Origin of the sequence: Lysinibacillus sp. FJAT-14745, from assembly GCF_001275675.1 — a bacterium.
GTDB lineage: Bacteria > Bacillota > Bacilli > Bacillales_A > Planococcaceae > Lysinibacillus.
This window is the reverse complement of sequence record NZ_LITM01000010.1, coordinates 40,085-57,505: the sequence shown is the minus strand read 5'-3', so window position 1 is coordinate 57,505 and position 17,421 is coordinate 40,085. Positions and strand designations below refer to the sequence as shown.

Genomic DNA, 17,421 nt, shown 5'->3' with positions numbered 1-17,421 from the left:
CACTCCTTACCAAATGCGTCCTGCTAGCATTGTCAGTTTAATAAATGTAAAAACATCATCTTCTCGTATTGCTAAAGGTGCAATTAGTGAATTTAACTGCTCCTCGTTCTGTAATACTAAAAAAAGCTCGTCTTCAAAGGCTTGAAGAACTGTGGCTATTGCTTGCTCTACAGACTGCTTTGTGGCATTTTGTTTCTCACCAAAATGTACTTTGCCGTGCTGTGCTGCCTCCTCTAGCTGCTGATCAGTTATATAAATATGAAGCGGAGTATCCAAGGCCTTTTCGTTATAATTATGGACCTCTTGTGTAACAAGTTGCGTAAGCAAATCTTTTAAAGTATGGACAGGCTCTTCAATCGTAAATGGGATTTTTTGAAGTTTACGCGATTTTTTGCCGATTGTCTTCTGTTGGTAAAATAAACGCAATCGAACACCTCCTTACAGTAATTTCATTATACAAGAGAGTAAACAGTGAAAAGAATGAGGCGTTTTACGCTAGTTGCGTAAAAAAAATTGGGAAAAGTGTAACAAATAATTGGTTACGACGACTTATTTGTGAGTGTAGAAAGTGGGGTGAAGTTTTGCATCAAGATATACCGAAAATAGAACATTTGTACGATTGTTATCATCGAGATGTGTATCATTTTGCGCTTTATTATACAAATAGTAAACAAGAGGCAGAGGATATTACGCAAGAAACGTTTTTTAAGGCGATGAAGCAATTAGATAAATTAAAGGATAACGATAAAGTAAAAACTTGGCTCTTTTCAATTGCACGGAATACAGCAGTAGATATACATAGAAGACAGAAGATAAAGCGTTTAATAACAGAAAAACTTAGCTGGCAGCCCGTATTGAAAGAAGTGCCAAAGCCTTTAGAGATTGTGGAGAAAAATGAGCAATGGCAAACAGTACAAGAAGCATTAATGACATTAAAATCACATGATCGGATAATCATTATTTGCAGAATGCTAAAAGACTACACGATACAAGAAACAGCTGTGATTTTAGGTATCTCGGAAGTCAAGGTACGTGTTGATTTTCACCGAGCAATGGCGAGGCTTCGAAAAAAGGTAGGGAGGGATGATTGATGGAAGAACGTGATTACGATCTATTTGACGCACTAAAAAAACGCCCTGATAAAGAGCCAGATGTAGATTTCTCAAATGAAATACGTCAAAAACTCCAAAAGACGCATCTAAAGAAGACAACAAGATTTTCTATTGCAACAATACTAACCGTTCCGGTGACACTGGCTGTTCTTCTATTTGTATTTATGATTGGAACGGGGCAATCGTTCGAATTGAAAAATGCAGCACAATTAACTACCGAATGGGAAAAAGACCTTACCATTATAGTGTGCATTTTCCTCATGCTTGCGCTCTCGTCATTTATTTTGTTCGTTTATTTCAAGGGGCTTACGAAGGGAAGACTTGTCTACATGACTTTTTCTTTGTCTTTTTTTGCATGGATAGGGAACTTAGTATATGCAGAGCATCGAAACATTGATGAAACTATTGTGCAACCAAGCTATAGCGAATCCTACGATTATAAGAGTAAGCGAGACAATATCGATGAAATTCAACAGAAACAGGATAGTTACTTGATGAAAACAAATGAGGGAGGTATAAAGTAATGAAAAATCCTTACGAGTATTTACTTAGTGGCATGGGTTTTGTTTTTATAGATTTAAATGCTTTTGGATTACCTGATATATTACCAGATTTCATTGGCTATCTACTCTTTGCATACGGTATCCATCTGTTGCCGTCTTTTCATAACTTAAAGCGTTGGTCGAAGAATTTTGCCATTATTTTAATGATAATGTCATTTTTCGTGGAGCTATATCAATGGCTAGGTTATCAGATATTAGGGGAAATTGGTGTACAGTTTATGCAATTTTTATTCATCGTCTTTATGTATTGGGTTTTTCAACTATTATTACACATTCATAATAATAAACCTCTTGAAGCTAAAACATTTAAAACATACCAGAAGTTCATGGCATTTATGCTTTGCGGCTTCGTCATACAGGCATTTTCAATAAACTTTGATGCGAGTATGCGGGGAAATGTTCATTTTATAGGTTCTTTATTTCAGTTGCTTTCATCTTTGTTATTTATAAACCTTTGTCGAACATGTAATGAATATTTTAAGAAAATCAAAGAAAATAAAGTCCATTCGCTAGAATAAGCGATGGACCTTTTTTGTTTACAGGGAATCTGTTCTTACTGAGCAATGACATCTTTTCATTGCCTAATTCATAAGCTTTACAGGTGTGATTTTATCAAGCTAGAAGGAGGCACTGACATTCAAATACATGTTGTACGGGCAGGGGAGTCCTTATGGGGTATTGCGCAGACATATGGGACAACAGTTCAAAGTATTGTAGATGCCAATCAAATTCCTGAACCAAATCGATTAGTTATAGGGCAAGCGCTTGTGATACCGATTGTCGGAAACTTCTATTATGTGCAGTCAGGAGATAGTCTATATTCAATTGGCCAACGCTTTGGCATTAATTATTTAACACTTGCTCAGGTGAACAATATTAGTCCGAGTCAACCTTTATCGATTGGTATGCGACTTTATATTCCACCTCAACCAAAAACAAGGGCAGAAACATTGGCATATTTAGAACCGAAAGGGACATTCGTTAGTGAGGCATTACTGAGTCAAGCAAGAGAAGCCGGTCCATTTTTAACTTATTTTGCTCTATTTAGCTATGAGGCAAGGCGAGATGGGACGCTTAAGATACCTCCGAGTCAAGGTGTGGCACAAATTGCAAATGATACAGGTGCTTCTCTAGCGATGGTTGTCTCAAATTTGGAGAATTTTAGTTTTAGTGGTGATTTGGCGAAAGATATTTTTCAAAGTACAGCAGTACAGGATCTGCTCTTTAACAATATTCTTGAAGAGGCCAAGCGCTTAGGAACCGTTAAAGATATTCATTTTGATTTTGAGAATTTGCCGGGCGATCAACGACAAGCGTATAACAACTTTTTAAGGAGAGCTGTGAGTCGATTCCATCCACAGGGATATACCGTATCGACAGCGCTAGCTCCTAAAACAAGTGCTAGTCAGCGAGGTCCGTGGACAGAGGGGCATGATTATAAAGCACATGGAGAAATAGTGGATTTTGTTATGTTAATGACTTATGAATGGGGATATTCTGCAGGGCCCCCTATGGCAGTATCGCCACTTCCAGAGGTAGAGGCAGTTGTAAAATATGCAGTTAGTGAGATACCTCGGAACAAAATTTTACTTGGACAAAATTTATATGGCTATGACTGGACACTGCCTTTTGTACAAGGGGGACCATATGCAAAAGCAGTTAGTCCACAAGCGGCTATCGAGATTGCTAAGAAATATAATGCTGCTATTCAGTTTGATTTAAGATCTCAAGCACCATTCTTTGAATACTATGATGAGCAAGGTAAAGCACATGTGGTGTGGTTCGAGGATGCAAGGTCCATTCAAGCGAAGTTCAATTTAATCAAACAGTACAAACTTCGAGGGGTAGGCTATTGGAAGTTGGGTCTACCATTCCCGCAAAATTGGTTATTAATCGGGTCAAATTTTGATGTAGTAAAGAAATGAGAATCTTCAGGAGCAATAAAGGAAGCTCTATGTCCATTCTATTTTCTAATAAAAATAAATAATTCGAAAACATCATTTCCATTTCTGGTAATCTATATTATAATTATGGCAAATGATAATCTAGGAGGTATATTTTGGTAAACTTTAAAAAGTTAGGTATCATACTAACATCTACTGCATTTTCTGTTGGTGTACTTTCACCAATGGCACAAGCTTCAGCAAATGTAAAAGAACCACAAGAGAGAGTTGCAATTCAAGTTTCTTCAACAGAAACAAAAGTAACAAAAAGTATGCTTATTAAGCAATTGAATACACTATTTCCAGACAAGTTCAATTTTGTAACAGAGAAAGATTTCTCAATGGGGGAAGCGCATTACTTTAATGATGATAAAACGATACGCTATAATTTAAGCTTCCATAAGACAATCAATGGTAAAGACGTTTATGGTGATTTTACTTTTAAAGGCGAAAATTTAGAATTAGAGAATTTTCACTATCAGCCTGCCAATATAGCGGATGCATTGTACCCAGTGAAGTATTCAGAGAGTGAAGCAAAAAAAATTGCCCAAGACTTCCTAAAGAAATTGCCGGATACTGCGAATTACAAGCTACGTGAAGACAATATTTATAGTGATTTTGGTTTTAGTTTTAGTAGACCTTTATCTGAGCCAATTACGTATTCATTCGCGTATTCGCCTACACACAATGGTGTGCCATTTAGTAATCAGCAAATCAATATTGAAGTTCTAGCAAATGGTGAAGTTACAGGTATGTATCGTAATACTGAGTCAACTAGTAAGGCAACATTTGATAACTTAGAACAGAAAAAGAATGAGTCAGATATACTTACACAAGTTCGCGAAAATTTGTCAGTTGATTTACGTTACATGGTTGACTATAACTTCCAGACAGGTGAAGCTAGTGCTAAGCTTGTGTATATGCCGCCAACAAACTTCAATGGAGTACATGCAATAAATGGGCAGTGGCAAACAATGAATGGTTTCACTTCACAAGTACCAAAGGCAAAAGGTGTAGAAAAACTTGCATCGCAACCACTTGCGCCTAGAAAGAAGGATATTACATTAGCAGAAGTTGAAGAGTTAGCTAAGTCTTTCTTAAAAGTTGATTCAGACAAAGTAAAGCTACAAATTGATTCGGTTAATGAAAGAGAAAATGAAAATGGCGAGACAATTTACGAAGTGAATTATATGTATGATTTTGGAGATCATGGCTCAGGCACATCATTTGAAGTGAACAAGGCAACAGGTGAAATTACAAAATACTGGGATATGCGTAGAGACTTCATGGAGACAGGTGATAAAGTAGAACCAATTTCAAAAGATGCTGCGTTAGCAAAGGCAATAGACTACTTAAAAGAGTGGGCTCCGTCATATATTCATAATTATTCAAAACCAATAGAAGATACAGTATATGACAAATACAGCAAACAGTATTACTTCTCCTTCCCACGTGTTGTCAATGGCATAGCCGTAGTAGGGGATGATATTTCTGTTAGTATCAATGCAGATGGGAAATTAGGTTCTTTAGGTATTAATAATCGCAAGATTGATAATTGGCCTTCTGTAAACAAAGCTATTCCTGCTGATAAAGCTAAAGCAACGTTTAATGAGGGGATAAAATTGGGGCTCCAGTATGCAAAACAGGATGGAGAGGATAATCACCAATATGATTTAGTATACTCGCCAGTTTATAATGGAATCTTGTTCAATAGTATTGATGCAACCACTGGTGAATGGCTTCACAAAATTGATGATTCTAAAGAAAAACCAGCCATTTCACATCCAACAGCTGGTGGAGAATTAACTTATTTACTACGCCAAAATATATTAGAGGTTAAAGACCCAGCAAACTTTAATGCTGATGCAGGTGTAACAAAGGGAGAAGCTTTGAAAATCTTAGTTAAGTCACTATCATACGGATATTATGATTTTGGTGGTCCGTATGGAAGAGGCAACGATACGCAATCCTTCGAGAATATTGACAAAAAGCATCCATTATACGGAATCGTTGAACAAGCTGTAAGAATGGGTATTTTACAACCGGCGGATCAATTTGCAGTAGATACAACATTGACTCGTCAAGAGCTTGCAGAATGGTTAGTACGTGTACTAAAATTAGAGAATGCTGCTAAGCATAGTGACATTTACAAATTAAACTTTGCTGATGCAAGCTCAATTGACCCAGCGTACGCAGGTTTTGCTGCTTTAGCGAGTGCAATGGGACTAATTGATGGACAGCAAAATAAATTCAATGCTACTGAGAAAGTGACGTATGCAGATTTGGCTATATCTACAGTTCGTCTAGCAAAGGCTGCCTATGAACAAAACAGCGGCCGCAATTACTAGTATTAATCGATCATTTATAAATGAAAGGGTATCTCCTATTTTAGGGGATGCCCTTTTTGTGATTACAGTAAAAAACAAAAGGATTGCTGTTTAGAATTTTATATGTTATTATTATCTCGAATTGAAGATAATAGAATTCGAAGTAAATGAAAAGAGGGAGTCGTATGAGGGAAGACAATCGTAATTTAAAAGCTTTTACGGTCTTGTTCCGGGCGTATCAAACGATTCAGGATGCAACAAAGAGAGATCTACTTCAATATGAATTAAATCAAACCGAATTTTCGGTACTTGAGTTTTTATATCACCATGGTGAGCAGCCAATTCAAGTGATTGGAAAGAAAATTTTAATCGCAAGTAGTAGTATTACGTATGTTATTGATAAGCTCGAACAAAAAGGTTTTGTGTATCGACGTGCTTGCCCGAAGGATCGTCGTGTCACATATGTTTTATTAACATGTGAAGGACAGACGTTGATGGAAGAAATATTTCCAAAGCATGAACAAAAAATTAACGAGATTTTTGAAGTATTAGATCAACAGGAGATGGACACAATGATTATGTTTCTGAAAAAGGTTGGTTTGAACGCAGTTAATAAATAAAAAATTTTACACAAATATCTCGAAATCGAGATAAATAGGAGGGGCAAAAAATGAATCATTTAAAAGGAATTCACCACGTTACTGCTATTACAAGCAGTGCGGAAGAGAATTATAAATTTTTTACTTATGTGTTAGGGATGAGATTAGTAAAAAAAACGGTTAATCAGGATGATATCCAAACATACCATTTGTTCTTTGCAGATGATAAAGGTAGCGCTGGTACCGATATGACATTTTTCGATTTCCCAAACATTCCAAAAGGTGTGCATGGAACAAATGAAATATCCAAAACATCATTCCGCGTTCCAACAGATGCAGCATTAGACTATTGGATAAAACGCTTTGATCGATTAAATGTTAAACATACAAGTATTAAAGAGCAATTTGGCAAGAAAACTTTATCTTTCGTCGATTTTGACGATCAGCAATACCAACTTATTTCTGATGAAAACAATACAGGTGTTGCATCAGGCACTCCATGGCAAGATGGACCGATTCCTCTTGAATATGCAATTACAGGCTTAGGTCCGATTTTTATAAGAGTTGCTAATTTTAAATATTTCAAAGAGATGCTAGAAAAAGTGATGCTCTTTAAAGAAATTTCAGAAGAAGGGGATTTCCACCTATTTGAGGTTGGTGAAGGCGGAAACGGTGCACAAATCGTTGTAGAACTTAATACAGTGTTACCAGTAGCTCGTCAAGGCTTCGGTACAGTACATCACGCTGCATTCCGCGTAGAGGATCGAGCTGTACTAAATGAATGGACTGAACGATTTGAAAGCTTTGGCTTCCATACTTCTGGTTACGTAAATCGTCATTTCTTTGAATCACTTTATACACGAGTAGCACCACAAATTCTATTTGAGCTAGCTACTGATGGCCCAGGATTTATGGGGGATGAGCCTTATGAAACTTTAGGTGAAAAATTATCGTTGCCACCATTTTTAGAGCCAAAGCGTGCACAAATTGAAAAGCTTGTTCGCCCTATTGACACTGTAAGAAGTACGATTACGTTCGTTAAAGAATATGAGTAATACCTTTCATTCCATTCAGCAGAGATATACAAGTCTCTGCCCGAATGGAAATTACATACTCTTAACAGAAAAATGATTGGAGGTCAGTTAGTTGGAATTTACAAAGCTAATAGATAAGCGACGTTCTGCAAATAATTTTATTGAGGGTATCCAGATGAGCGAAGAAGATATACGTCCCATTTTGGAGGATGTTAAGCTTGCTCCATCAGCCTTTAACTTACAACATGCCAATTACATCGTTGTATTAGATGAAGAAAAAAAAGAAAAAGTAAGAGAAGCGGCATACGGGCAATATAAAGTGCACTCTGCCTCAGCAGTTATACTTGTTTTAGGAGATAAAGAGGCCTATAAAAAGACAGCTAACCTTAGTCAAGGGATGCTAGACTTAGGCATTATTAATGCTTGTGAGTTAGAAAATCTTGTCGATGAAAATACTAAATTTTATGAAGAACGTGGCGAGGAATTTATGAAGGAGGAAGCCATTCGTAACGCTTCACTTTCGGCTATGTTATTTATGCTGGCAGCCAAAAATCGTGGATGGGATACATGTCCAATGATCGGCTTTGATCAACAACAAATGAGAGCACTTTTTAACGTGCCAGAAACACATGAAATTGCACTAATGATGACAATAGGTAAGGAAAAAGAAAGTAGTCGCCGTTTACGTGGTTATCGTAAACCAGTTGAGGAATTTGCAACCTACTATTAGTAAAGTATAAAATAAAATTGCTTTACAAATATTAAAGTTAATGTACATTTAGGAGGAAACAACGTGAAAGTAATAGTAATCGTAGGAAGTATCCGTAAAGAATCTTATAATATGCAATTAGCGAAATTTGTTCAAAAGCGTTATGCAGAGAAAATTGATCTTGAAATCTTAAGCTTAAAAGATTTACCAATGTATAATCAAGATATCGAAAATGAAGCACCACAACCTGTGCTTGATTTTAAAGCAAAAGTAAAAGCGGCAGATGCAGTACTATGGTTAACACCAGAATATAATGGTACAGTGCCAGGTGTTATGGTTAACGCCATCGATTGGTTATCTCGCGTTGATAAAGTAATGATTGGTAAGCCATCATTCATGATGGGAGCATCAATGGGTAACTTAGGTACTGTTAAAGCACAATTACATTTACGAGATATTTTATTCTCACCTGGAGTAAATTCACCATTACTTAATGGTAATGATGTTTATATTGGAGCAGTACACACTAAATTTGATACAGAAGGCAATTTAACAGATGAGGGTACTATCAAATTCCTAGATGTAGTTATTGATAACTTCTTAAACTGGATGAAAAAATACGTTTAAAAATAAAAAAATGGGATCATCACCGAAACGTGTGGTTGATTTCCGTTCCGACTGGGCGCTTTGTTGCTGTCGCTACGTTGCACTACGCTTTCGCACAGAGCAAAGCTTCCTGGGGGCGTTCGATAAGCCGCTTCGCTTCGCTGCAGGGTCTTATCTGAAACGCTGATCCCCGAGGAGTCGCCCAGTCTCCACTACAATCAACTATTTGCATAGTAAACGTTTTAACAAAAGTCATCCACAACTTTTGGTGATGAACCAAAAACTGTCCAATTAAGTATGCTAAATACTTTTGGACAGTTTTTTTATCTCTTTATTTAATTGGAATTATTTTCAATACCTTTTGAAGGCGGTGTGCAAAAATACCCGCAAATATAGCTAAAATAATATCCTTTGGTAAAGGAGGCATCATCCAAAGCCACGCTATCTTATAAGTGAAAGCATCAGGAGCACTAGCCCATAGCTTGTAGGCAAAGTACATCCAATTTGTTCCTAGTAAATAATTAATAGCAGTTGCAACTAATGCAGCAACTACATAGCTTTTCTTCGTTCCACTGCGTTCTACAATAAGACCTGCGACAAATGCAGCTACTATAAAAGAAACAATGAAACCAAATGTAGGGCTTAAAATTTGTCCAAAGCCTCCGTTGAAACGGGCAAATACAGGTGCACCTGCTAAACCTATGCACATATAAACAGTACAAGCGAGTGCCCCTTTTCTACTACCAAGAATAAGACCTGCTAAAATAGCAAAAAATGTTTGCATTGTGATAGGTACTCCACCAATCATCATGAAAGGTACAATAGACGTGATATTAGCGCCTATCATCATCAATGTTGAAAATAGTCCAATGTATGCAAGATCGACTGTTCTTAATTTGTGATGAGTATGTTCCGTAACTGTTGTCATTATTTCACCCCTAAAAAAGTAATGTTGATAATATTAGTGTAAAAAAATAATGATTTTGTGTCAACTTAATAATAACTGACGGTTAACGTAAAAATGTTTTTCCTACTTAACTTGATAAATAATGGATAGTTATAGACTAACTATTAAAATATATGATAGAATCGTCATAATTTTAAATATTCGATGCTAATGGTGTGACATCTTGTAAATGTGTCACTTAAAAGGGAAGTTGGTGCAAATCCGACGCTGTCCCGCAACTGTAAAGAGGAGTTCTATGATGATTTTGCCACTGTTCTAGAATGGGAAGGCAATCATAGGTACATTGATTCGAAGCCAGGAGACCTGCCAATTAGTAATTCCTGTAATGCCCACGAGGATGAAAGCAATTACGGACAATAGTAGAAGGAAATCTTTCTGATGTTGTTTAATCTAGGGTATTTCTATGCGCATTTGCATAGAATACCCTTTTTTTTTCATTTATCTTAATGATTAGGAGTAAATAAACAGATGAATAAAAAATTTATGCTACTCTCAATGACTCTTTTCCTAGTACTTATCATTTCAATGACAATTGCGATTATGGTTGGATCAGTTTCCGTTACGCCATTTTATGTATGGAAGGTTATCCTTTCTAAAATCCCGATTATACAAAATTCAATCGAAGAAGATTGGAGTCGCTCACAGGAAATTATCATTTGGCAAATACGAGCTCCGCGTGTATTACTCGCCGCTATTGTAGGAGCAGGCTTGGCAATTGCTGGAGCAGCCATTCAAGCACTTGTTCGTAATTCAATTGCAGAGCCATATATTTTAGGGATTTCCTCTGGAGCGACGGTTGGTGCTACAGCCGTCATCATTTTAGGTGCTTTTTCATTTCTAGGCGTTTATGCTCTTTCCGTATCTGCATTTTTAGGTTCGCTCACAGCAATGGGGTTAGTTTTCTTCTTATCACGTGTTGGAGGTAGGATTTCCGTCTTTCGACTTTTACTTTCAGGGATGGCGGTGTCTTTTATTTTATCTGCTATTTCAAACTTTATTTTAATGATGTCGAAGCAAGAGGGCGGAATGAAGGCGGTCATGTTTTGGATGCTAGGAAGTCTTGCTGGCGCGAAGTGGAGTAATCTTTTAATTCCTATCATTATTTTTATTGTAGTATTTGCCTTGTTATGGCTCCACTATCGAAGTCTAAACTTATTACTGCTTGGGGAAGAGGCAGCAGTCACATTAGGGGTTAACTTACAACAATTTCGTATACAGCTTATTTTATTAGTTTCATTATTAACGGGTGTGATTGTTGCTGTAAGTGGCTCAATAGGATTTGTCGGCTTAATCATTCCACATATTGTACGGCTAATTGTAGGTTCAAACCATAAATATGTCATACCGATTAGCGCATTATTAGGGGGGATATTCTTAGTTTGGGCAGATGCACTTGCTCGAATTTTAATTGCTCCTGAGGAAATGCCAATTGGAATTATTACGGCTTTTTGCGGAGGTCCATTTTTCATTTGGCTGCTCCGTAGTAACAATTATTCATTCGGTGAAGGGGATTAAAGCATATGACATTAGAAGCGAAACAAGTATCATTCTCCATTTCTGATGCACGTATATTACATGAAGTAAGTATTCGAATAAAGGACAAGCAATTTGTGGGTCTAATCGGTCCTAATGGTAGTGGGAAGTCAACGCTATTAAAGAATATGTATCGTTTATTAAAACCAGAAAGTGGAACAGTATTATTAAATGAACAGGATATTTTAAAGCAATCGAGTAAAAGCATTGCTCGAAATTTAGCAGTTGTGAGTCAAGAAACACCAGTCTTATTCGATTTTACAGTACATGATTTAGTGAGTATGGGGAGAACTCCCCATAAAAAATTATTGGAGCTTGATCAAGAACGAGATTTTCAAATTGTAAAAGATGCACTGAACCAAACAGGTATCGCTCATCTAGAGAAACGTAGCTTTAGCTCTCTTTCGGGTGGAGAAAAAAAGCGTGTGATGGTTGCTCGTGCCCTCGCTCAGCAAGCGCAGGTGCTGATTTTAGATGAGCCAACAAATCATCTAGATATTCAGCATCAATTACAGCTCATGGATTTAATCCAAACCTTACATTTAACAGTTGTTGCTGCTATACATGATTTAAACATTGCAGCTATGTATTGCGATCAAATTTATGTTTTAAAGCAAGGTCGAATTGTTTGTTTTGGAACGCCAGTAGAAGTACTTACACCTGCATTATTACAAGATGTATTTGGTGTTTATGCCGATATTCAAACACATCCACTTACAGGTAAACCATATTTAATGTATATCCCAGAGCAATTCACGAAGCAAGCTTTAGAAACTACATGATTGATACATATTGAAATAAGTTTTTAAATAAATGCATCTAGAGGATTGTTTATCACTATAAATTATAGTGATATGCCAGAAGATACACGCTAAGCGAAGTGGTTGATCTTCGTTACGACTGGGCGACTCCTTGGGGATCAGCGATAGAGGAACGAAGGCTAAAACCATCACATCCTGTGATAACGCCTTCGTGACCAACATCGTGTTGGCCCGAGACCCTGCAGCGTAGCGAATGTTTTCTGTGCGAAAGCGTAGTGCTAACGTAGCGGAGCAACAAAGCGCCTAGTCGGAACGGAAATCAACCCCTCGTTTTGCCGAAGAGCTACTTTATTTAATAGACACCTATAGTTATAAAATAAAGTTTCAACGAAAAAGTTAATTTCAAAAGGTATATCCACAATATAAAGAAATGAAATCAAACCGAATTAAGATACTGCTTTTAATCCTGCCACACCAATGACAATGGCGATGATACTAATAATTCGAGTCAGGTTCTTAGATTCACCGAAGTATATAATATTCACGAGAACAGCACCAACTGTACCAATACCAACCCAAACAACATAGGCAATGCTTAACTGTAAATAGTTAAAGGATGCATATAAAAGCACAAAGGACATCCCAAAGCCGCCTAGATATATTAATAAATTTCGTATATTTTTTTCCTGACTATAAAAGCGTAAACCTACAACACCGACAATTTCTGAAATTGCAGCTAATAAAACAAGTATCCAACCCATTATGCATTAGCTCCTTTCTCTTCAACATGATCTTTTGAAGGATTATCAGCTAAATTAAGACCAATAACACCTAGTATTAAAATAAACATGAAAATTCCTTTAATAGCATTAAACTCACCGTCAAAAATAAAAATGTCCATTAATGTAGTACCAATTGTACCGACCCCAGCAAAAGTCGCATAAACTGTGCCAGTAGGTAAGTTCTCACAAGCTTTCGATAAGAAATGGAAATCGATCGCAATTAGAGTCACAATAATAATCCAATGCCACCATGAATTCGCAACATTAAAACCAAATATCCAAAATAATTCAAACAAACTAGTTAATCCAACATAAATCCAATCTTTTTGCATAGTTAAATTCCTTTCTTTCATTATGACTGACAATCAGTCATTTTTAATGTAAAAGAGAACGTCACTTATGTGTGACGTAAATCGAGTGCATGATGTAAAAAGTCGAGGAGCTCAAGCTTTTGAAGTCTAATTGTTTCTTCTTCACTGTCGTCATACAAATAAATTTGTTCAGCGGCAGATTCTACTAGACCGATGATAAGTTTAGAAGAACGTGTAGTATTTAGAGAAGCGCGTATCGTTCCTTGTTGTTGAGCTTCATCTAAGAAATGATTCATCCATTCGTAATAGGGAGCATATATATTTTCCCATTCTTTCATATGTTCAGTTTGTGTAATACCGGCATAGATAAGAGCAAATACATCTCGATATTCCTCTGTTAGAGAAAAAACAATATCTACTACTTTTTCTAGCTGCTTTGCAAAAGGTTCCTGTTTTGAAATACCATCGTTAATAGCAGCAATAATTTTCTCAACCATAACCTTTGCAATGGCTGGCATAACTGAAAGACGTGATGGGAAATAAAGATAAAATGTCCCTTGGGCGATACCTGCAGCTTTTACGATATCAGAAACCTTTGTCTTTTCAATTCCCTTTTCACGGAAAACTTCAATTGCAGCTTGAATAATTTTCTCTTCTTTTGACATGAAATCCCTCGCTTTTGGCCTGCTTATTTAATATGTTACAAAATAGCTGTAATAAAGTCAAAGAAAATGACTGACAATCAGTCATTATTTTTTCTTGTATATATGTTTCTTATTTAGGGAACTTTATTCGTGAAAGGATTTGATGAAAATGGAAGAGATAAAAATCGCACAACTAGATCAGCAACAGCTTGAAAAAATTAATGAGCTAGAAAAGAACATTGGAGTGACATTAGTGGCATACGATTCTTCGACAATGCCATCACAGGGTTCAGGTGCCTTTGAGTCAATTAATAGTACTCATAGCAATCGTCCATCATAATTAAGAATAAAATGCCTTGCAGCAATGTGAGGCTTTTTTATGTCATCAAAAAATAGGAGTGGTTACAGTGATGCAAGATTTCTATGCAGATTTACATATTCATATTGGACGTACTTCAAGTGGACGTGCTGTAAAAATTACTGGCAGTAAAACGTTAACGTTAGCAAGAGTTTTAGAGACTGCAAGTGCAAGAAAGGGACTAGATATTATCGGTATTATTGATTGTCATTCACCAGAAGTAATGGATGAAATGGCAGAGATGATAGTACAAGGAGAACTGAAGGAGCTAGAACAGGGAGGGCTTCGTTTTCAAGAAACAACACTTATTCCAGGTACTGAAATTGAGATTTATGATCATCATTGCCTTGGACCAATTCATGTACTGGCTTATTTTCCAACACTTTTGCTCATGATGGAATTTTCAAATTGGATGTCTAATCATTTGAAAAATATTCATTTAAGCTCTCAGCGAATTTATTGCGATGGTCGAACACTCCAGCAAAAGGTTCATGAATTAGGTGGGCTTTTTATTCCTGCTCATGTTTTTACACCGTTTAAAAGTTTGTTCGGTAAAGGCGTAGAGCGTAGTTTAACAGAAGTATTTGACCCGCAGCTGATAGATGCGATAGAGCTTGGTTTGAGCTCTGATACCGATATGGTGAGTAACATTAAAGAGCTGCAAGCATATACATTTGTCAGCAACTCTGATGCACATTCACTTGGGAAAATTGCACGTGAGTATCAAAAATTAAGACTATCTAATGCAAATTTTACAGAATTAAAGATGGCGCTACATGAACAGCAGGGTCGAGCTGTAACAGCCAATTATGGCTTAAATCCTTTACTTGGTAAATATCATCAGACTGTCTGCGCAAAATGTGGCGAGCAGCTTAGCAATTCGGCCACAATCTGTACAAACTGTGAAAGCACGCAAATTATAAAAGGTGTTGCAACACGTATTAAGGAGCTATCAGAGCAAGTTACAGATAAACGTGCACGACCACCATATATTCATCAAGTACCACTAGACTTTATTCCAGGATTAGGGCCAAAAATGATGGAACGATTAGTACAAGCATTCGGTACAGAGATGAACATCTTGCATCGAGTTACTCTAGAACAACTCGAACAAATCGTGCCGCATAAAATTGCCAAGATGATCAATTTAGCAAGAACCGGGCAATTGGCAATCGAAGTTGGTGGTGGCGGCATTTATGGGAAGGTTCAACTGGAATAAAACACGGTTTTTAGCTCATCACCAAAGTCGTGGATGAAATTTGTTAAAGCGTAAGGAAAGCGCCCATTCGGAACGGAGATCGACCACACGTTATGGTGAGGAGCTTATTTAACCCGTTTTTATCCTCCTTATATTAAACTAGTAATTAGTAAAAATTGGAGGAGAGAGTGTATGCAATTATCAAAGAAATTTCGGTTTTTAGCGGCTAGCGTTCTGGCAGTACAACTAGTAGTACCAATAGGTGTAAATGCTGAGGAACAAAGAGACTACATAGCGCCAAGCTGGGTAGTTCAAGCAGATTATGTAGCACTGGGTGATTCCTTAGCACATGGTATGAATGACGTTGGCATAATCGGCTTAGGTTACACAGATTTTGTTGCACAAGCTTTACAGCAAGATGGTTTCATCACTTCTTATAATAAAGGATTTGCTTATTCAGGCTATACAACGAAAGATGTATTAGAAGATATACAAAATAATGTGGAAAAGCCAGTGGTAGGATTCGGTTATCAAAGTGAGAAAGTAAAGCTTCGCACATCTATTAAAGAGGCTGAAATCATTACTTTAACTGCTGGTGCCAATGATTTAATACCTATTTTAAAAGAGTCTCAGACAACTGGTATTAGTGCAGCAGCGATGTTAAAAGCTTCCCAAGAGGCAATAAAAAATATTGCTGCTATTTTAGAAGAAATGAAGAAGCTTAATCCGAATGCTCAAGTTTACGTGATGGGGTATTATAATTCTTTTCCGTATTATAGTGAGGATTTGCAAACACAATTTAAAATGCTATTAAAGGTTATGAATGCAACGATAAAAACAACTGTTGAAAAAGCGGGTGCCGTTTTTGTACCGACTTACGATATTGTAGCAAAAGATGTTCCAAGCTATTTACCAAATCCCGAAAATATTCATTTAAGTGAAGCAGGCTATTTAGCAGTAGCGAACGAGGCGTTTTTACCAGCGATTAAAGCAAGTTCTTTATGGGATGTATCAAAAACTATTCAAGCAAATATGAAAGATAGTACAACTGTAAAAATAAGCTGGCAGGAGGCGAGAGATAATATAGGTGTCGCTAATTACAAAGTATATGTTAATGGTAAGCTATCATTTACACAAAATGCTAAGACAACGGCGATAACCTTGGATAATTTAACAGAGAATACAGCATACACGGTAGCTGTTAAAGCGGTTGATGCAGCTGGTAATGAAAGTGTTCAAAGTCCATCAGTTACTTTTACTACAGGGAGAACTTTAAGTTTTACAGATATAGAAAATCATTGGGCAAAGGACAATATTCTGAAGGCCGCTGAAGAAGGTATTATGAAAGGTTACGCAGATGGTACGTTTAGACCTGAGCAAAATGTTACTCGTGCACAGGCCGCTACGATGCTTGTTAGAAGTCTAGGCTTAACAACGAAGGAACATGCACCATTTACTGACATAGCAAGCTATGATATCGGAACTCAGTCAGAAATTGCAGCAGCTTATGCATATGGGCTAGTTAAGGGAACGAATGGGAAGTTTAATCCAGGACTACCGGTTACTCGCGCTCAATTAGCATTAATGATTAATCGTGCTTATGAGCATCAACAAAAGCAACCTTATGCTGTAGAAGGAAAAGCACCATTTTCTGATATCACCTCTTACAATGAAGAAACAAAACATGCAATAACAATGTTATATGAGCTTGATATTGTTAGAGGTAACGAAGGGAAATTTTCACCTGAGGCTCCTACAAAACGTAGCCATGCAGCAAAAATATTTGTGAATTTTAGTAGTCTATTAAAAAAGTGAAATAATTCAAGGTAGAGGTTGTGTATAGACACCTCTACCTTTTAACGTTTACTTATGTTATTTTTATTGCGATGAATATCTGTAAAAAAACGTCTCGAAAATTAACAAAGCAGATCAATAAATCTTTAAGATTTATTGATCTGCTATTCTTTACTTATT

Annotated in this window: 19 protein-coding genes and 1 riboswitch; of the genes, 14 read left to right on the top strand and 5 right to left on the bottom strand. The window is 36.8% G+C overall.

Annotated elements, in window-relative coordinates; translation table 11 throughout:
- Window positions 1-6: 6 nt before the first annotated feature.
- The gene (locus AMS59_RS18265; protein WP_053485172.1) at window positions 7-426 is read right to left on the bottom strand and encodes a hypothetical protein; all 420 of its coding nucleotides are present in this window, start codon (window positions 424-426) and stop codon (window positions 7-9) included.
- Between the two features lie 155 nt (window positions 427-581).
- On the opposite strand from AMS59_RS18265, the gene AMS59_RS18260 reads away from it, so the two are divergent.
- The 9 genes from AMS59_RS18260 to AMS59_RS18220 all read left to right on the top strand — a co-directional run bounded on the left by AMS59_RS18260 (window position 582) and on the right by AMS59_RS18220 (window position 8,914).
- Window positions 582-1,091 (top strand): RNA polymerase sigma factor, encoded by a 510-nt coding sequence (locus AMS59_RS18260; RefSeq protein WP_053485171.1) that lies wholly within the window; start codon window positions 582-584, stop codon window positions 1,089-1,091.
- Window positions 1,091-1,636, top strand: a complete 546-nt coding sequence (locus AMS59_RS18255) for a hypothetical protein (RefSeq protein ID WP_053485170.1) — start codon at window positions 1,091-1,093, stop codon at window positions 1,634-1,636. The genes AMS59_RS18260 and AMS59_RS18255 overlap by 1 nt, the downstream gene beginning before the upstream one ends.
- Entirely contained in the window at window positions 1,636-2,193 is a 558-nt protein-coding gene (locus AMS59_RS18250) for a hypothetical protein (RefSeq protein ID WP_053485169.1), read from the top strand. The genes AMS59_RS18255 and AMS59_RS18250 overlap by 1 nt, the downstream gene beginning before the upstream one ends.
- Before the next feature lie 117 nt (window positions 2,194-2,310).
- Window positions 2,311-3,600 carry a glycoside hydrolase family 18 protein gene (locus AMS59_RS18245; protein WP_053485205.1) on the top strand — a complete coding sequence of 430 codons (1,290 nt, stop codon included), beginning with the start codon at window positions 2,311-2,313 and terminating at the stop codon, window positions 3,598-3,600.
- 134 nt (window positions 3,601-3,734) lie between these two features.
- A complete protein-coding gene (locus AMS59_RS18240) occupies window positions 3,735-5,966 on the top strand; it encodes a YcdB/YcdC domain-containing protein (protein WP_053485168.1) in 2,232 nt (743 codons plus the stop codon).
- Between the two features lie 164 nt (window positions 5,967-6,130).
- Complete coding sequence (locus tag AMS59_RS18235; RefSeq protein ID WP_053485167.1) at window positions 6,131-6,565, top strand: MarR family winged helix-turn-helix transcriptional regulator; 435 nt, start codon at window positions 6,131-6,133, stop codon at window positions 6,563-6,565.
- A gap of 50 nt (window positions 6,566-6,615) precedes the next feature.
- Window positions 6,616-7,599: a ring-cleaving dioxygenase gene (locus AMS59_RS18230; protein WP_053485166.1), complete on the top strand. Its 984-nt coding sequence runs from the start codon at window positions 6,616-6,618 to the stop codon at window positions 7,597-7,599.
- Window positions 7,600-7,690: 91 nt separating this feature from the next.
- On the top strand, window positions 7,691-8,308 hold the full coding sequence (locus AMS59_RS18225) for a nitroreductase family protein (protein ID WP_053485165.1): 618 nt from the start codon (window positions 7,691-7,693) through the stop codon (window positions 8,306-8,308).
- A 63-nt stretch (window positions 8,309-8,371) separates the two neighbouring features.
- Window positions 8,372-8,914 carry an NADPH-dependent FMN reductase gene (locus AMS59_RS18220; protein ID WP_053485164.1) on the top strand — a complete coding sequence of 181 codons (543 nt, stop codon included), beginning with the start codon at window positions 8,372-8,374 and terminating at the stop codon, window positions 8,912-8,914.
- 310 nt (window positions 8,915-9,224) lie between these two features.
- Here AMS59_RS18220 and AMS59_RS18215 read toward each other — a convergent pair whose 3' ends face one another.
- Entirely contained in the window at window positions 9,225-9,821 is a 597-nt protein-coding gene (locus AMS59_RS18215; protein WP_053485163.1) for a biotin transporter BioY, read from the bottom strand.
- A gap of 173 nt (window positions 9,822-9,994) precedes the next feature.
- Window positions 9,995-10,186, top strand: a riboswitch (cobalamin riboswitch).
- 142 nt (window positions 10,187-10,328) lie between these two features.
- On the opposite strand from AMS59_RS18215, the gene AMS59_RS18210 reads away from it, so the two are divergent.
- Complete coding sequence (locus AMS59_RS18210) at window positions 10,329-11,375, top strand: iron ABC transporter permease (protein ID WP_053485162.1); 1,047 nt, start codon at window positions 10,329-10,331, stop codon at window positions 11,373-11,375.
- 5 nt (window positions 11,376-11,380) lie between these two features.
- Window positions 11,381-12,175 (top strand): ABC transporter ATP-binding protein, encoded by a 795-nt coding sequence (locus AMS59_RS18205; RefSeq protein WP_053485161.1) that lies wholly within the window; start codon window positions 11,381-11,383, stop codon window positions 12,173-12,175.
- Between the two features lie 425 nt (window positions 12,176-12,600).
- Here AMS59_RS18205 and AMS59_RS18200 read toward each other — a convergent pair whose 3' ends face one another.
- The 3 genes from AMS59_RS18200 to AMS59_RS18190 all read right to left on the bottom strand — a co-directional run bounded on the left by AMS59_RS18200 (window position 12,601) and on the right by AMS59_RS18190 (window position 13,912).
- Entirely contained in the window at window positions 12,601-12,915 is a 315-nt protein-coding gene (locus AMS59_RS18200) for a multidrug efflux SMR transporter (RefSeq protein WP_053485160.1), read from the bottom strand.
- Window positions 12,915-13,268, bottom strand: coding sequence for a multidrug efflux SMR transporter (locus tag AMS59_RS18195; RefSeq protein WP_053485159.1), 354 nt, complete (start codon window positions 13,266-13,268; stop codon window positions 12,915-12,917). The genes AMS59_RS18200 and AMS59_RS18195 overlap by 1 nt, the downstream gene beginning before the upstream one ends.
- Window positions 13,269-13,333: 65 nt before the next feature.
- Window positions 13,334-13,912, bottom strand: a complete 579-nt coding sequence (locus tag AMS59_RS18190; RefSeq protein WP_053485158.1) for a TetR family transcriptional regulator — start codon at window positions 13,910-13,912, stop codon at window positions 13,334-13,336.
- A 148-nt stretch (window positions 13,913-14,060) separates the two neighbouring features.
- On the opposite strand from AMS59_RS18190, the gene AMS59_RS25945 reads away from it, so the two are divergent.
- From AMS59_RS25945 to AMS59_RS18180, 3 genes are all read left to right on the top strand, one after another.
- Window positions 14,061-14,231, top strand: a complete 171-nt coding sequence (locus tag AMS59_RS25945; protein ID WP_199777786.1) for a hypothetical protein — start codon at window positions 14,061-14,063, stop codon at window positions 14,229-14,231.
- Window positions 14,232-14,301: 70 nt separating this feature from the next.
- Window positions 14,302-15,468, top strand: a complete 1,167-nt coding sequence (locus AMS59_RS18185; RefSeq protein ID WP_053485157.1) for an endonuclease Q family protein — start codon at window positions 14,302-14,304, stop codon at window positions 15,466-15,468.
- 171 nt (window positions 15,469-15,639) lie between these two features.
- Window positions 15,640-17,262 carry an S-layer homology domain-containing protein gene (locus AMS59_RS18180; RefSeq protein ID WP_053485156.1) on the top strand — a complete coding sequence of 541 codons (1,623 nt, stop codon included), beginning with the start codon at window positions 15,640-15,642 and terminating at the stop codon, window positions 17,260-17,262.
- Window positions 17,263-17,421: the final 159 nt, after the last annotated feature.

Coding starts and splice junctions, on each gene's coding strand:
- AMS59_RS18255 (WP_053485170.1), top strand. CDS start 1,091: ATGGAAGAACGTGATTACGATCTATTTGACGCACTAAAAAAACGCCCT.
- AMS59_RS18250 (WP_053485169.1), top strand. CDS start 1,636: ATGAAAAATCCTTACGAGTATTTACTTAGTGGCATGGGTTTTGTTTTT.
- AMS59_RS18235 (WP_053485167.1), top strand. CDS start 6,131: ATGAGGGAAGACAATCGTAATTTAAAAGCTTTTACGGTCTTGTTCCGG.
- AMS59_RS18230 (WP_053485166.1), top strand. CDS start 6,616: ATGAATCATTTAAAAGGAATTCACCACGTTACTGCTATTACAAGCAGT.
- AMS59_RS18215 (WP_053485163.1), bottom strand. CDS start 9,821: ATGACAACAGTTACGGAACATACTCATCACAAATTAAGAACAGTCGAT.
- AMS59_RS18210 (WP_053485162.1), top strand. CDS start 10,329: ATGAATAAAAAATTTATGCTACTCTCAATGACTCTTTTCCTAGTACTT.
- AMS59_RS18205 (WP_053485161.1), top strand. CDS start 11,381: ATGACATTAGAAGCGAAACAAGTATCATTCTCCATTTCTGATGCACGT.
- AMS59_RS18200 (WP_053485160.1), bottom strand. CDS start 12,915: ATGGGTTGGATACTTGTTTTATTAGCTGCAATTTCAGAAATTGTCGGT.
- AMS59_RS18195 (WP_053485159.1), bottom strand. CDS start 13,268: ATGCAAAAAGATTGGATTTATGTTGGATTAACTAGTTTGTTTGAATTA.
- AMS59_RS18190 (WP_053485158.1), bottom strand. CDS start 13,912: ATGTCAAAAGAAGAGAAAATTATTCAAGCTGCAATTGAAGTTTTCCGT.
- AMS59_RS25945 (WP_199777786.1), top strand. CDS start 14,061: ATGGAAGAGATAAAAATCGCACAACTAGATCAGCAACAGCTTGAAAAA.
- AMS59_RS18185 (WP_053485157.1), top strand. CDS start 14,302: ATGCAAGATTTCTATGCAGATTTACATATTCATATTGGACGTACTTCA.
- AMS59_RS18180 (WP_053485156.1), top strand. CDS start 15,640: ATGCAATTATCAAAGAAATTTCGGTTTTTAGCGGCTAGCGTTCTGGCA.